This is a genomic window from Pseudomonas sp. S5D5, from assembly GCF_003013355.1.
In the GTDB taxonomy this organism is placed as follows: domain Bacteria; phylum Pseudomonadota; class Gammaproteobacteria; order Pseudomonadales; family Pseudomonadaceae; genus Aquipseudomonas; species Aquipseudomonas aylmerensis.
The window spans coordinates 278,865-293,797 of record NZ_PTEO01000001.1; the positions used below are offsets into that span (position 1 = coordinate 278,865).

Genomic DNA, 14,933 nt, shown 5'->3' on the forward strand with positions numbered 1-14,933 from the left:
AAGCTCAAACTATCCAAGGTTCGCCCGCCACGGGTGAACCGCACTCTTTTTTCTGGGAGTTTCGTAAATGGCAGTTGCCTCCGGCGCCTATAAGAAAGCCCTCGAGGGCGACCAGACACCGAAAAAGGTGCTGGTCAAAATCGACCGGGTCACGAAGAAGTTCGACGAGACGATTGCCGTGGACGATGTGTCCCTGGAAATCAAGAAGGGCGAGATCTTCGCCCTGCTCGGCGGTTCGGGTTCGGGCAAGTCCACCTTGCTGCGCATGCTCGCGGGTTTCGAACGCCCGACCGAGGGGCGCATCTACCTCGACGGCGAAGACATCACTGACATGCCGCCCTACGAGCGGCCGATCAACATGATGTTCCAGTCCTACGCCTTGTTCCCGCACATGACCGTCGCGCAGAACATCGCCTTCGGCCTGCAACAGGACAAGATCCCCAAGGCCGAGGTCGACGCCCGCGTGGCCGAGATGCTCAAGCTGGTGCAGATGAGCCAGTACGCCAAGCGCAAGCCGCACCAGCTCTCCGGTGGCCAGCGCCAGCGGGTGGCGTTGGCGCGTTCGCTGGCCAAGCGTCCGAAACTGCTGCTGCTCGATGAGCCGATGGGTGCACTCGACAAGAAGCTGCGCTCGCAGATGCAGCTGGAGCTGGTCGAGATCATCGAGCGCGTCGGCGTGACCTGCGTGATGGTGACCCACGACCAGGAAGAGGCCATGACCATGGCCGAGCGCATCGCGATCATGCACCTGGGCTGGATCGCCCAGATCGGCAGCCCGATCGACATCTACGAGACCCCTACCAGCCGCCTGGTGTGCGAGTTCATCGGCAACGTCAACATCTTCGATACCGTGGTGGTGGATGACGCCGAAGGCCACGCGGTGCTCAAGTGCGCCGACCTGGACCGCGATATCTACGTGGGCTACGGCATCGCCACGTCGGTGGAAGACAAGTCGGTGACCTACGCCATTCGCCCGGAAAAACTGCTGGTCACCACCGAAATGCCGACCTGCGAGCACAACTGGTCCAGCGGCAAGGTGCACGACATCGCCTACCTCGGCGGGCACTCGGTGTTCTACGTGGAACTGCCAAGCGGCAAGCTGGTGCAGTCCTTCGTGGCCAACGCCGAGCGCCGTGGCCAGCGACCGACCTGGGGTGACCAGGTCTACGTTTGGTGGGAAGACGACAGCGGCGTGGTACTTCGCTCATGAATATGAAGAAGCTCAAGCGCCGCCTGCAACGAATAACCCCCAGTGGCCGTCATGCGGTCATTGGCATTCCCTTCCTGTGGCTGTTCCTGTTCTTCATGCTGCCGTTCTTCATCGTCCTGAAGATCAGCTTTGCCGAAGCCGACGTGGCGATCCCGCCTTACACCGAGATCTACACCTTCGTTGAGCAGAAACTGCAGTTGGTGCTCAACCTGGCCAACTACGCGATGCTCGGCGACGACGAGTTGTACATCGCCGCGTACCTGGGCTCGCTGAAAATGGCGTTCTTCAGCACGCTGCTGTGCCTGCTGATCGGCTACCCGATGGCCTACGCGATTGCCAGCGCGCGCAAAGAGATGCAGACCGTACTGGTGCTGCTGATCATGATGCCGACCTGGACTGCGATCCTGATCCGCGTGTATGCGTGGATGGGCATCCTCAGCAACAACGGGCTGCTCAATGGCTTCCTGATGTCCATCGGGCTGATCAACGAGCCGCTGCAGATCCTCAACACCAACATCGCGGTGTACATCGGCGTGGTCTATTCGTACCTGCCGTTCATGATCCTGCCGCTGTACGCCAACCTGGTGAAACACGACCAGAGCCTGCTGGAAGCCGCTTCGGACCTGGGTTCGAGCACCTTCAACAGTTTCTGGAAGATCACTGTGCCGCTGTCCAAGAACGGCATCATCGCCGGCTGCATGCTGGTGTTTATCCCGGTGGTGGGCGAGTTCGTGATTCCGGAACTGCTGGGCGGCCCGGAAACCCTGATGATCGGTAAAGTGTTGTGGCAAGAATTCTTCAACAACCGTGACTGGCCGGTGGCGTCTGCCCTGGCGGTGGTGATGCTGGCGATCCTGATCGTGCCGATCATCCTGTTCAACCGCAGCCAAGCCAAAGAGATGGAGGGCAAAATATGAAGCGCTTCAGTTTCTCAAGCTTCATGCTGGTGGCGGGGTTATTGTTCATCTACCTGCCGATGCTGATCCTGGTGATCTACTCGTTCAACGAATCCAAACTGGTGACGGTGTGGGGCGGTTGGTCGATCAAGTGGTACGTGGGCCTGCTGGACAACACCCAGTTGATGGGCTCGGTGATGCGCTCGCTGGAAATCGCCTGCTACACGGCGGTGGCGGCAGTGGCGTTGGGTACGTTGGCGGCGTTCGTGCTGACACGCATCAGCCACTTCAAGGGCCGCACGCTGTTCGGCGGCCTGGTGACGGCGCCGCTGGTGATGCCGGAAGTGATCACCGGTCTGTCGCTGTTGCTGCTGTTCGTGGCCATGGCGCAGATGATCGGCTGGCCTCAGGAGCGTGGCATCGTCACGATCTGGATCGCCCACACCACCTTCTGTGCGGCGTACGTGGCGGTGGTGGTGTCGGCGCGTCTGCGGGAGCTGGACCTGTCGATCGAAGAAGCGGCGATGGACCTCGGCGCGCGGCCGTGGAAGGTGTTCTTCCTGATCACCATCCCGATGATCGCGCCGTCGTTGGCGGCGGGTGGGATGATGTCCTTCGCGCTGTCGCTGGATGACCTGGTACTGGCCAGCTTCGTGTCGGGCCCTGGATCGACCACTTTGCCGATGGAAGTGTTCTCGGCGGTACGCCTGGGGGTCAAACCCGAGATCAACGCCGTGGCCAGCCTGATTCTGCTGGCGGTGTCGCTGGTGACCTTCCTGGTGTGGTTCTTCAGCCGCCGTGCCGAAGAGCTGCGCAAGAAGGCGATCCAGCAGGCGATTGAAGAGGCGGCGGCCGATGGCTGGCAGCAGCCTGACAAGCGCCGGGCGCCGGCTCCGGTCTAAAACCAGGCGCGGTCGAAATGTGCGGGCTTTTGTGGTGAGGGGGCTTGTCCCCCGTTGGGCTGCGCAGCTGCCCCAAAACCGGATACCGCATTCTGTCTGAAAGAATGCGGTGGCCGAAGGGGGCCGCTGCGCAGCCCAACGGGGGACGAGCCCCCTCGCCACAGGGTTCGGGGTGTTATGCCACCCAGGGCGATTTGCGAATCACCTCGACAAAATTCATCGGCTTGAACCCCGGCTCCTGATCCACCAGCACATCGGTCTTCACGTTGCCAAACGTGGTCTGCGGACGATGGCGCAAGCCGTCGGCAAACGCGCAGATGATGCACTCCTTGAACCCTTCACCCCGTGGATGCGCATGCACCACTGCTTCGCGCTGCACAGTGCTGAATGCGGCGTAGTCCATGCCCAGCACATCCATTTCCACGCCGGCGGTAACCAGCGCCACGGTCGGGCGCAGGTGTTGCGGCACGCCCGGCGTAGTGTGCAGGGCGATCGACAGCCACACTTGTTCGATATCGTCATCGCTCAGGCCGTAGGGCTTGAGGAACGCGGCGGCGGCATTGGCGCCATCGACTTCGAAACGCTCGTCGTCACTGCGATGGCCCTCGACCAGGCCCAGGTCGTGGAACATCGCGCCGACGTACAACAGCTCCGGGTTGTAGGCCAGCTGTTTGCGTTCACCGCTCAACGCGCCGAACAGGAACACCCGGCGGGAGTGGTGGTAGAGCAGGTCGGATTCGATGTCGCGGATGTATTCGGTAGTGGCCTTGGCCAAGGCGCTGTCCGGGATCTTGATGCCGGCGATGGTGGTGCTCATGGTCGTTCTCCTCAGGCAAGCGCCGGGGTTGGCGCCGAGGTGTCCAGTGTGGTCGCGCACCCGCGAACGGGCCATCGCGGCGAGGATGCGATCCCGGCCAATGTGCTGCCACATCGTGCCAAGACAAAATCGGCTAGGGTGTAGCTGGCGATTGATCCATCGAAGCCTGCGAAAATCAAAATGTGGGAGCGGGCTTGCTCGCGAATGCGGTGATTCAGTCAACACCTGTATCAACTGACATACCGTATTCACGAGCAAGCCCGCTCCCACAGGGGATTTGTGTTCATTCAGTTAATCAAGGCTTACCACCCATGGGCAAAACCGTCGCCATCCTGATCTTCCCCGGCGTCCAGTCTCTGGACGTGACCGGCCCCATGGATGTGTTCTGCGAGGCCAACCGTTTTCTGGCGCCGCCGGATCACTACCAACTGGAAGTCATCGGTTTTGGCCACGGCACGATGGCCGCCTCCAACGGCCTGTCATTGCAGGCCCACCGGCATTACAGCGAGGCGCTGCAGGCCTATGACCTGCTGCTGGTAGCCGGTGGCCCGCAATTGCCGTTCGAGGATTTCGGCCCGGCGCTCGATGATTGGCTGCGCGCCGCCGCTGGCCGGGCGCAACGCTACGGTTCGATCTGCAATGGTGCGTTCATGCTGGCCCGCGCCGGATTGCTGGAGGGCAAGACCGTCACCACCCACTGGAATGATGCCGCCGACCTGGCGCGGTTGTGCCCCTCGGCCCAGGTCGAGGCCGATCGGCTGTATGTGCAGGATGGCAACCTCTACACCTCGGCCGGGGTCACGGCGGGTATCGATTTGTCGTTGTACCTGCTGGCCCAGGACCACGGCCCGGAGGTGGCCTTGAGTGTGGCCAAGCGCCTGGTGGTGTTCACCCAGCGTTCTGGCGGGCAGTCGCAGTTCAGCCCGTTCCTGACGCCTCACGCTGAAAGTACCTCGGCGGTGGCGCTGGTGCAGCTGTACGTGCTGGCCAACCTGACCGGAGACCTGGGCATCGCCGACCTGGCCAAGGCTGCCAACATGAGCGCGCGCAATTTCTCACGGGTGTTCGCCCGTGAAGCGCGGATCACTCCGGCGGAGTTTGTCGAGCGGGCGCGGGTGGATGCGGCGCGGGTGATGCTTGAAAGCAGCCCGGCGCCGTTGAAGACGGTCGCCTACCAATGCGGGTTTCGCGACGCGCAGCACATGCGCAGTGTGTTCAACCGCCGGCTGGGCGTGACGCCGCAACAGTTCCGGCTCAACTTTGCGGCGCCGGTTTGAGGGGGGTGAGCGTGGGTCGACCTGTGGGAGCTGGCTTGCCTGCGATACAGGCACCTCGGTCCATCGCGGAAACCGAGGTGATGCAATCGCAGGCAAGCCAGCTCCCACCGTGATCGCGGTTATCTGGCTGGGAGCAGCTTCAACGTGCCGCGCGTATTCGCGGTGACTTCCTCGTCACTGAAATGCGCCTGCTCGTAGCCCCCTTCGATGTAGGTTTCTGCCTGGTCGCCGTAGTGCTTGTCGAACGGCACGCCGCTTTGCCCGACCGGGTTGATGGTGAGGGCGTGGGCCGCGTCGGCGAAGTCGATCAGGCGACGGGTCGACGGGCCGTACGTGACTGGCCACGGCGCCGGGCCGATGTTCGCCGACTGGTTGTTCGGCACTTCGTGGGTGCCGGGGGCCGGGAAGGGGCCGACGTTGACGATCAGGTCCAACGGCTTCTGCGAGCCCAGCGGGTGGCCATGGGTGAGGGTGTGCGCCTTGCCCCACTGCCACTGGCTCGGATCATCGCCGAAGGTCGCCTTGAGGTGCGCGAGGCTGTTGTCCCAGGCGAGCTTGACCGTGTCGGCGCGCTTGCCGTCCCACCACGGCGAGTCGGCACTGGCCGCGAGGCGAGGCAAGGCGGCGTCGATCACACGGGTGCCGAGCAGGGTCTTGAACATGCCATCGCCCAGTTTCGGGTGGAAGGTGGCGTCGGCCAGGTTGAACAGGAACTGGTTGAACAGGGTGGCACTGGTGGAGTCCAGCGGGTAATCGCCTTTCCACGTGGCCAGCTGCTCCACCAGTTTCAGCTGCGCCGGGTCCTTGACCACTTCACGCAGTACCGGCAGCAGCGGTGCCAGCAGGCGTGGGCCGAAGGCGGTGGTGGTGCCGAGCTGCAAGGCCTGGCTGTTGTTCACGTCCCACTTCACGCTCTTGTCGCTCAACTGCGTGTTCAACTGCTGGCCACGGTCGGCGAGGTTGTAATAACCGGCGATCTCCATGCCGGTGGGCGATACCGGCTGGGCATTGGCGGACACCACATAACCGCGCGCCGGGTTTTCTTCCTGGGGGTTGGCGCTGAAGGGGTAGAACCCCAGCTTGTCGGCCTGTGTCGTGCTGCCGTCGAGGATAAACCCAGGATTGACCCCGGCCGGGCGAATCGGCAATTGCGCCGCCGCCCACCAGCCGATATCACCCTTGGCATTTGCCCACACGATATTCAGCCCCGGCGCCGAGACCTTGGCCGCCGCCGCGCGTGCCTTGGCCAGGGTGTCGGCGCGGTTGAGCTGGTAGAAGCCTTCGAGGATCGGGTTCTGGGTATCGAGGAACGCCCACCACATGGCGATCGGCGTGTTGCCGCCGTTCTCGCCAAGCACGTCATTGATGATCGGGCCGTGGGGCGACTGGCGCAGCGTCAGTGTCACGGGCGCCTGGCCCTTCACCGCGATCTGTTGCTCACTGTGGGTCATGTCGACCCACTGGCCGTGGTACCAGACCTGGTTGGCGTTGTCCGGGTTGACCTTCTCGGCGATCAGGTCGAGGTCATCGTTCTGGAACATGGTCAGGCTCCAGCCGAAGTCCAGGTTGTGCCCCAGGAAGGCCACCGGCACCAGCGCGTTGTGATAACCGTACAACTCGAAGCCCGGCGCGGAGAGTTGCGCCTCGTACCACACCGACGGCACCGAGAAGCGGATATGCGGGTCACCCGCCAGCAACGGTTTGCCGCTCTTGGTGCGGCTGCCGCTGATGGCCCAGGCGTTGCTGCCTTCGAACTGCGGCAGGCCATTGTCCGCCAGGGCCTGCTCGCTCAGGGAGGCGAGGGTCTTCCAGTCGCTGTCGGCCAGGTTGAGCGCACCCTTGGGTTGCCAGTCCAGGTCGAAGACCTTGAGGTAGTCGCTGCCCAACTGGTCGCGTACGTAAGTCAGCAAGGGCTCGGTACGAAAGGCCGCGGCAAAGCTGTAGGCCATGTACCCGGCGACGCTGATGGTGTCTTCCGCGGTGAACGGCCGCTTGGGGATGCCCAGCACGTCGAATTCCATCGGACTGGCGTGGCTGTCCTGATACTGGTTGATGCCGTCCAGATAGGCTTGCAGTGCCTTCCAGTGCGCCGACTCATGGTCCAGCTGCGCCACGTAGGTGGCAGCACGGTCGCGAATGCGCAGGCTGCGAAACAGCTTGTCGGTCTCCAGCACCTTGGGGCCGAGCACCTCGGCCAATTCGCCGCGCGCCAGGCGCCGCATGATTTCCATCTGGAACAGACGGTCCTGGGCATGCACGTAGCCGAGGGCGCGGTACAGGTCGGTCTCGTTCTCGGCGCGAATGTGTGGCACGCCACGGTCGTCGTAGCGCACGGTGACCGTGCCTTGCAGGTTCGCCAGTGTTTCGGTGCCCTGGCGGGTCGGCTGCTTGCTGTAGACATACCAGCCGGCGCCGGCCAGGAGGGCGGCAATCAGGATAGCGAGCACGGTCAGGCTGCGTTTCATGGACGGTCCTTGAGTCATTCACCTTGAAGGTCAAGGGAGTCTAATCGGTTTGGTGGACACTGCGGGAAATGCTGGTATTGCATCTTGATGCGTCTCGCCGACAGCCGAGGTTCAAGTGGGGAACACCCCGAAGCGGCTATTATTGCACCTGTCATCTTTGAGCTTTTTGCCATGACTTGCGCCATGCAACCGATGCCCGACTCCAGCCGTCCCCAGGTTGCCTACGCGTGCAGCCTGGAAGCGCAGTCACTGATCGGGCGCTTTTTGCAGCACCCGCCGGTGGGCTTTGATGCACGGCTATCGGACCAGGGCCTGCCCTATTTCTTTACCCCGTTCGACCTGTTGACCACCGCCGACGATGCGTTCGTCAAGCGTGTGCGCGGTTGGCCCGGCTATCGCTTCTGGAACCGCTGGCTGCGAATCGACAGCTGCTTCGTGGGCACCACCGTCAGTGAATACTCACCGCTGCCCCAGGGGGTGGCGCCCGAGGACCTCGCGCAGTGGCTGCAAGATGAGTGTGCGCCGCAGCGCAAACTCACCATCGTCAAAGACGTGCCGTGCAACTCCCCACTGCTCAGCGAGGCGGACAACCGCTACGCGCAAGCGCTGATCGATGACTGCACCCGACGCGGCTTTATCAGCCTCGAGGGCCAGGCGCTGGCGTATGTGCCGATCAACTTCACCACGATTGATGAGTACCTGGCGCGTTTGTCCCACAGCCGGCGTCGCAATATCCGACGCAAGCTGCGCAGTCGTGAGGCGTTGCGTGTGGAGATCCTCGACACCGGCGATGCGCGCTTCAACGATGAAGCCTGGCTGGCGCATTTGTATGGGCTGTACCGGGCGGTGTACGACCAGAGCGAGATCCATTTCGACCTGCTCACCCCTGAGTTCTTCAGCAGCCTGCTGAGGGACGCCGACAGCAATGGGCGCGTGTTCTGCTATTGGCACTGCGATGAACTGATCGGCTACAACCTGTGCTACGTGGAGGGCGACAAGCTGCTCGACAAGTACATTGGCCTCAACTACCCGCAGGCGCTGGAGTTCAACCTGTACTTCGTCAGCTGGTTCGTGAATCTGGAGTACGCCGTGGCCAATGGCCTGAAGTTTTATGTGGCGGGCTGGACCGACCCGCAGGTCAAGGCCAGCCTCGGCGCGGACTTCACCTTGACCCGCCACCTGGTGTGGATACGCAACCCACTGTTGCGCACGCTCGGCAAGCGATTGCGCCATCACTTTGAAGGCGAGGGGCAGTGGCACCAGGAGAAAACCGAATGAACCTGGACCGGGCCCCGCTGATTCTGGACTTCGATGGCGCCGTCAGTGATATTCCCGGCGCGATCACCCTGGCGCTGCAGGACTGGCAGGAAAAGATCCGTTTTGGCTGTCGCTGGGCGCAATTCAATGCGCTGGAAACGGCTTTGGGCGCGCAGATGCCCAGCGATTACGGCTGTGTGTTCACCGGCAGCGGCGACTATCACCACCTCAGCCAACTGTTGCTGAACCGCCTGCCGTCGCAGCAGAAATTCCAGCTGATCATTTGTGACAATCACCCGGACAACATGCGCTACCCGTTCGGTATCCACTGCGGCTCATGGGTCTACTGGGCCAGCCGTTTGCCCCAGGTCGAGCATGTGCATGTACTCGGCATTGGCTCGCAGGACATCGGCCTGGGCCACGCCTGGGAAAATCACTGGTCGCCGCTGCTCAAGCGCAAGTTGACCTACTGGAACGTCAACGTCGATACCCGTTGGATGAACTGGATCGGCGCCGGTCGCAGCAATCGCGCCTTCGGCAACCCGGATGAGTTGATGCGTGCGTTCCTGGCGCAGTTTGACCGCTCGCTGCCGGTGTACCTGTCCATCGATAAAGACGTGCTGAGCCCGCAGGTGGTGAACACCAACTGGGACCAGGGTGAGTTTTTGGAGCACCATTTGACCGACCTGATCAGCGCTTGCCAGGGCCAGGTCATTGGCGCAGACATCACCGGCGATGTGTCGGCCTACCATTATGAAAGCCGGTTCAAGCGCTGGCTGAGTGCGTCCGACGGCCAGGAAGCCTTGCCTAAGGCGCAGGTGCAGATCTGGCAACAGCAGCAGAACGCGCTGAACAGTCGCCTGGTGGCACACATCAATCAGGCCTGGCGACGATAACCTTGAGTTGGTCGACTATCTGCTCGAACGCCGCATCGCTCAGCCAATGGCTGTTGCTGATCGACAGCGTGCGGGCAGCGAAGGCTTGGGCTCGGGTGATATCGCCACCCGGCTGCAACAGCGGCAGTACCTCGGCGTAGCCCGGCAAGGTGTGGATAAACAGGCGGGTCACGCCCAAGCCTGAGGTCCACAGCCAGGCCATGGCCGCATCGCGGGCGTCTGGAGAGGGCATCACCACCATCAGGAACGGCCAGGTGCCTTGCTGCCCTGGCCTGTCCATGATCACCGTGACGCCGGGCAGGGCGTTCAAGCGCGCTGCACGGCGCAAAGCGCGGGCGCGGCCTTGTTGCAGGTGGTCCGGCAAGCGAGCCAGTGCCGCCGCGCCGACCTTCTGGCGATAGCCGCCCAGGCGGTGCAGCGGGATGTCGTAGACCGAAAAGTCATCGCCCACTGCGGCCACTTCATCCCCATTGGCCAGCGCCTTGCGCAACGCGTTGCCATACACGTAATGCAGGCCGCGTGGTTGATAGAGCAGGGCGTAGCCCCACAGTTCGGCGCTGCGTTGCAGCTCCCAGCGCAGGCTGAAGGGCAGGTCCTGCCGGCAGTGGCGGTGCAGCGCCTGATGCAGCACCGGGTCGCGACTGAACAGCACGCCGCCTTCGGCCGTGGTCAGCCCCTTGCCCAGCGCCATGCTGAAAAACCCCACATCGCCCTTGAGCCCGACGCTGCGGCCATCGTCGAGTGCGCCCATGGCTTGCGCGGCGTCTTCAATGATCGCCGCGCCGACCGCGCCGGCAATGCGTTTGGCCGCGTCGACATCCGCCACGCGCCCGGCCAGGTGGGTGACCACCACGGCCAAGGTGCTTTCATCGCACAGCTGTGCCAGTTGCTGCTCGTCCAGGTCGATGCTGTCGGGCTGCAAATCACAGGGTACGACGCGCAGCGGCGGGCAGTAGTGGGCGGCCAGCGCCACCAGCGGGCAGGTGTAGGCCGGCACGATGAGCCGGGTGCGGCCGGGCATGCGTTGCTGCAAGACGCGCAGGGCGATAATCAGTGCTGCGGTGCCGGAGCAGGTCAGGGTGGGGAGTGGCAGCGAAAATTGACGGGCCAGCGCCGGGGCCAGGTCGCCCGAGAGGTTGAGCAAATCCCGCCAGCGCAAGGGCAGGCCTGCGGTGGGTGGGATTTCCCACCGGCGGGTCATGAGGCGGGGGCCTGCGACGGCTCGACCTCGACCTGTTGACTGTCTTTGTCTTCGCTACGCGCCAGGCACAGGATCCCGGCAATAATCAGCGCGCCGCCGACGATTTTCGGCAGGGTCAGGGTGTCGTCGAACAGCCACACGGAGATCAGCGTGACACTGATCAGCTCCAGGTGAGACGCCGCGAACGCCGGGCCCACCGGGGCGTACTTGAGCAAGGTCATCCAGGTGAAGAACGCGCCGATGTAGCCGACGAACGCGCCGTAGATCCACGGTGCGCCAAACACGCGCACCAGCCACGCGGCGTCCAACGTCAGCGGCTCGGCGTGCACCGAGGCGAATTTGAAGCTCACCTGCGCCAATGTGTCGAAAACGATCAGCGCGAGGAAACCGAGGATATAGAAGCGCTTCATCATTCAAACCCCACGACGGTCACGCCACAGGCGATCAGCATGATGCCGATCAACCGCCATTTGCTCAGGCTCTCCTTGAACAGGAAACGGCCGGCAATCATGATCACGACGATGTTGATCGAGCCCAGCATCACCCCGACCGACAACGGCACCAGCGTCAGGAACGCCAGCCACAATACGAATTCGAAGACGTAGCAGATCACGCCCAGCCAGATCCACGGGCGCTTGAGCATGTGTTTCCAGTGGGCGATACCGTCATGCTCGGCACTGGCCGACGCGGCGGCCTTGAAGGCCAGCTGGCCGGAGGTGTCGACGATAACGTTCAGCATCCAGAGGATGATGGTTAACTGGCTCATGTATTCCTACGCTTACACTCTCTGCGAAAACGTACGATACAGCAGCCGGTTGACCGGGTGATTGGAGTTTGCCCGTTGAACAGCCTGCGTTCAGTTTGGCGCCTTGCTCCATGCGCAATAGCAGCCCACCGCCAGGGTGTGCGTGGCATTCACTTCACGTCCGCTGTCCAGGGCCTTCAGGATCGGCTCGATGAAGCTGTTGCTCGAATTGCACGTGAGTCCCTCGCTGTAGGGGCCGAAATACGCAAGCTTGCCGGTGCGATCCCAAATGCCCACCGCAGGGCTGGCCGGTATTTGGTCGGCACCGGGCAGGGCGGTCAGGGTTTTCATCTTGCGCAGGTTGTCGGGCAACCGGCCGTGGCTGCCAGGTTTTTGCAGGGCATAGAATTCGACGCCCTGGGGCGCGTACTGCTCGATCAATTCGCCCAGGTGCTGCTGGTTGCCGACGTTGCAGGGGCAGGCCGGGTCCCAGAAGTGCACCAGGCGGATCGGGCCCGTGCCGGCGAGTTCGGCGGGCAGGCGCAGGGCGTCGCCGGAGAACACCGCCGTGTGTTCGCTGAACGCGCGCAGGTAGCGGCTCTGGAACCAGTCATAGGCCGCCCACAGCACACCGGCGCAGATGATCAGGATCAGGCTGGCGAACAGGGCGGTACGGTAAGGCTGTCGCATTCAGATCTATCCTCGCAGGTCGCGTAGCTTGCCATGCTTGTCCTGACAGATGAATATCGCAGCTCGATATTCATCTTCGCCGTCAGTCTGGAACCCTTTATGCCCGTTACCTTTGACCCTGATCATCTGCGCGAAAGCTTGCGGCCCCTGGTGGATGCGCAACCGCTCAGCGCCGAGGCGCGGGTCTACCAGCGCTTCTACGGCCTGGACCTGGCGGCGCGCAAAGTGCCGGCGGTAAGCCGGCTGGGGCGTTTCGAGGTCGATGGGTTTGCGGTGGTCGCGCAGGTGTGGTGGCCGCCGCAGCCGGTGGCGACGATGTTCATGTTCCACGGGTTCTACGACCATATGGGCCTGTATCGCCATGTGGTGGAGTGGGCGTTGGACCAGGGCTTTGTGGTCATCGCCTGCGACTTGCCGGGCCATGGGTTATCCAGTGGCGCGCGCGCCAGCATCGATGATTTCGCCGTGTACCAGCACGTGGTGCAGGCGCTGTTCGAGCAGGCTCGGGCCCTGCAGTTGCCGCAACCCTGGCATTTGTTCGGGCAAAGCACCGGCGGCGCGGTGGTGGTCGATCACCTGCTCAACCACGGCGCCGACAGCCCGGCACAGGGCCAGACCTTCCTGCTGTCACCGCTGGTGCGGCCGCGTGCGTGGGGTTGGTCGCAGGTCAGCTATTACCTGCTGCGCCCGTTCGTCAAAGGCATTGCGCGGCGCTTCAGCGACAACACTCATGACCCGGCCTTCAAGCCGTTCCTGGAAGCCGATCCGCTGCAGCCCCGCCAATTGCCCACCGCGTGGGTGGGCGCCCTGGCGCGCTGGATCAAGCGCATCGAAGCCGCGCCGCGCAGCCCACGGCGACCGGTGATTGTGCAGGGTGAGGAAGACATGACGGTGGACTGGCAGCACAACTTGCAGGTGCTGCGCGGTAAGTTCGATCAGCCCGAGGTATTGATGATGGCGCGGGGCAGGCATCACCTGGCGAACGAGATTCCCGAGATTCGCCAGGAGTACTTCAGCTTTCTGACCCGCCACCTGAGCTGAAGCCAGGTCCTACAGAGGGTCAGGGGGCCAGGCTGGAAGTGCTTTGGCCCACCGCCAGGCCTGCGCGAATGGCTGCCAGGGCGGCCTGGTAATACGCCTTGCCCTGGGGCGATTCGGCAAAGGTGGCGAATTCTTCCAGCTCAGGGTCGGACAAGTCCCGGTAGACGTACAGCAACGTATTGTTCAAGTCATTGCCGATCTGTTGCATCAGCCGCTCGCGCTGGCCGTTCAACATGCCCTGGGCCTGACCACCGCCCAGCAGGCCGGGGATCATCTGGCTCAGGCTGTCGGCGGCGACGCCGGCGATGGCCAGGCTGACTTCCGCACCGGCCTCGCGTGCCGGCAGGGCTTGCGCCAGGTGGCCGATGATCAGGCTGCGAGTGGCGTCGGCTTCGATGTGCGGCAGGCCCTGGGCGTTTTTGGCCAACTGGTCGCGGCGGGTCGCGAGCAACTCGGCGGCGACGATCTTGCGACCCAGCGGCGATTGGAAAAACGCCAGGGCAGGCGCAGGGTCGGCGAGGTTCTTGCGCAATTGCGCCTCGGCACGCTGGTCCATGGCCTGGGCGGCAAAGCGTTTATTGCTGTTGTCGACCAGCGCCTGGTACACCGCCGGCGGCAGGCTATTGCGGTAGCGTTGCTGGGCGGCACTGAGGGCGTCATTGAAATGCGCACGTTGTTCGGCCCAGCCGGCGACCTTGTACAACTGGTCATGGCCGTCTGCCCAAGCGGGCAAAACGCAGAACATCAGCAAGGAAAAAAACAAACGACGCATATGGACTCCTGTCAGTCGGCCACTATTGTCCGTGTCGGGCGTAGGATTTGTCGAGAAATCCTATCGGTCACCTGACTAAAGTGTGTTCAGACGCTCGGCGGCTCTGTCGGATTCCCAGGCGTATGGATACTATGCGCGCCATGCAAATACCCCTCGATCACCCCCTGCTGCAACGCATCGTTGATGACCTGGCCGAAAAAGGCTGGTCGCAGCAGAACGGCTTCCTGCCCCAGGCTCTGACCCTGGAACTGGCGGCTGAGTGCCGTAAACGTGCGGCCGAGGGTGAATTGGCCCCGGCGGCAGTCGGTCGCGGGCCGGCCCAGGAGATTCGCGAGGGCATTCGCGGTGATCATATCCAGTGGTTGGAGGAGGGGGATGCGGCGGTCTGCGACCGTTATATGGGGTTGATGGACAGCCTGCGCCTGGCGATGAACCGCAGCCTGTTCCTGGGCCTGGAAGATTTCGAAAGCCACTTCGCGATGTACCCGCCGGGGGCGTTTTACCTCAAGCACCTCGACCGTTTCCGTGACGATGACCGACGCATGGTCTCGGCGGTGATCTACCTGAACGACGCCTGGCTGCCCGAGCACGGTGGCCAGTTACGCATGTACCTCAAGGACGGCGTCGAATACGATGTGGTGCCCACCGGCGGTTGCCTGGTGGTGTTCCTGTCGGGCGAGGTGCCCCACGAAGTCATGCCCGCCACGCGCGAACGCCTGTCCCTCACCGGCTGGTTTCGCCGGCGGGGCAACGAGCCGTTTTAA

At 63.1% G+C, this 14,933-nt stretch carries 15 protein-coding genes; 8 read left to right on the plus strand and 7 right to left on the minus strand.

The features are described 5' to 3' along the window. Positions 1-67 precede the first annotated feature (67 nt). From C9990_RS01285 to C9990_RS01295, 3 genes are read left to right on the plus strand one after another with little or no spacing between them, the layout of a single operon-like run. Positions 68-1,210: an ABC transporter ATP-binding protein gene (locus tag C9990_RS01285; RefSeq protein WP_065902288.1), complete on the plus strand. Its 1,143-nt coding sequence runs from the start codon at positions 68-70 to the stop codon at positions 1,208-1,210. Beyond that, entirely contained in the window at positions 1,207-2,127 is a 921-nt protein-coding gene (locus tag C9990_RS01290; protein ID WP_065902286.1) for an ABC transporter permease subunit, read from the plus strand. The genes C9990_RS01285 and C9990_RS01290 overlap by 4 nt, the downstream gene beginning before the upstream one ends. Beyond that, on the plus strand, positions 2,124-3,008 hold the full coding sequence (locus tag C9990_RS01295) for an ABC transporter permease subunit (protein WP_065902284.1): 885 nt from the start codon (positions 2,124-2,126) through the stop codon (positions 3,006-3,008). The genes C9990_RS01290 and C9990_RS01295 overlap by 4 nt, the downstream gene beginning before the upstream one ends. Before the next feature lie 175 nt (positions 3,009-3,183). On the opposite strand, the gene C9990_RS01300 is transcribed toward C9990_RS01295, so the two are convergent. Continuing rightward, on the minus strand, positions 3,184-3,825 hold the full coding sequence (locus tag C9990_RS01300; protein WP_065902282.1) for an HD domain-containing protein: 642 nt from the start codon (positions 3,823-3,825) through the stop codon (positions 3,184-3,186). A gap of 311 nt (positions 3,826-4,136) precedes the next feature. Here C9990_RS01300 and C9990_RS01305 point away from each other — a divergent pair, with 311 nt between their 5' ends. Next, complete coding sequence (locus C9990_RS01305; RefSeq protein WP_106802350.1) at positions 4,137-5,102, plus strand: GlxA family transcriptional regulator; 966 nt, start codon at positions 4,137-4,139, stop codon at positions 5,100-5,102. A 119-nt stretch (positions 5,103-5,221) separates the two neighbouring features. Here C9990_RS01305 and C9990_RS01315 read toward each other — a convergent pair whose 3' ends face one another. Further along, entirely contained in the window at positions 5,222-7,567 is a 2,346-nt protein-coding gene (locus C9990_RS01315) for a penicillin acylase family protein (RefSeq protein ID WP_106802352.1), read from the minus strand. Positions 7,568-7,738: 171 nt separating this feature from the next. Here C9990_RS01315 and C9990_RS01320 point away from each other — a divergent pair, with 171 nt between their 5' ends. Further along, positions 7,739-8,845, plus strand: coding sequence for a GNAT family N-acetyltransferase (locus tag C9990_RS01320; protein WP_106802353.1), 1,107 nt, complete (start codon positions 7,739-7,741; stop codon positions 8,843-8,845). Then, the gene (locus tag C9990_RS01325) at positions 8,842-9,720 is read left to right on the plus strand and encodes a hypothetical protein (protein WP_106802354.1); all 879 of its coding nucleotides are present in this window, start codon (positions 8,842-8,844) and stop codon (positions 9,718-9,720) included. Before C9990_RS01320 ends, C9990_RS01325 begins: the two co-directional genes overlap by 4 nt. Here C9990_RS01325 and C9990_RS01330 read toward each other — a convergent pair. The 4 genes from C9990_RS01330 to C9990_RS01345 form a co-directional block, all read right to left on the minus strand. Beyond that, positions 9,698-10,921 (minus strand): DegT/DnrJ/EryC1/StrS family aminotransferase, encoded by a 1,224-nt coding sequence (locus C9990_RS01330; RefSeq protein WP_106802355.1) that lies wholly within the window; start codon positions 10,919-10,921, stop codon positions 9,698-9,700. The genes C9990_RS01325 and C9990_RS01330 overlap by 23 nt on opposite strands. Beyond that, positions 10,918-11,331: a multidrug efflux SMR transporter gene (locus tag C9990_RS01335; RefSeq protein ID WP_106802356.1), complete on the minus strand. Its 414-nt coding sequence runs from the start codon at positions 11,329-11,331 to the stop codon at positions 10,918-10,920. Before C9990_RS01335 ends, C9990_RS01330 begins: the two co-directional genes overlap by 4 nt. After that, entirely contained in the window at positions 11,331-11,687 is a 357-nt protein-coding gene (locus C9990_RS01340; protein ID WP_065902270.1) for an EamA family transporter, read from the minus strand. The genes C9990_RS01335 and C9990_RS01340 overlap by 1 nt, the downstream gene beginning before the upstream one ends. A 90-nt stretch (positions 11,688-11,777) precedes the next feature. Further along, positions 11,778-12,356, minus strand: a complete 579-nt coding sequence (locus C9990_RS01345; protein WP_106802357.1) for a DUF6436 domain-containing protein — start codon at positions 12,354-12,356, stop codon at positions 11,778-11,780. Between the two features lie 99 nt (positions 12,357-12,455). Here C9990_RS01345 and C9990_RS01350 point away from each other — a divergent pair, with 99 nt between their 5' ends. Continuing rightward, the gene (locus C9990_RS01350; RefSeq protein ID WP_106802358.1) at positions 12,456-13,397 is read left to right on the plus strand and encodes an alpha/beta hydrolase; all 942 of its coding nucleotides are present in this window, start codon (positions 12,456-12,458) and stop codon (positions 13,395-13,397) included. 19 nt (positions 13,398-13,416) lie between these two features. On the opposite strand, the gene C9990_RS01355 is transcribed toward C9990_RS01350, so the two are convergent. Continuing rightward, positions 13,417-14,169: a DUF2059 domain-containing protein gene (locus C9990_RS01355; protein ID WP_065902266.1), complete on the minus strand. Its 753-nt coding sequence runs from the start codon at positions 14,167-14,169 to the stop codon at positions 13,417-13,419. 131 nt (positions 14,170-14,300) lie between these two features. Here C9990_RS01355 and C9990_RS01360 point away from each other — a divergent pair, with 131 nt between their 5' ends. After that, on the plus strand, positions 14,301-14,933 hold the full coding sequence (locus C9990_RS01360) for a 2OG-Fe(II) oxygenase (RefSeq protein ID WP_065902265.1): 633 nt from the start codon (positions 14,301-14,303) through the stop codon (positions 14,931-14,933).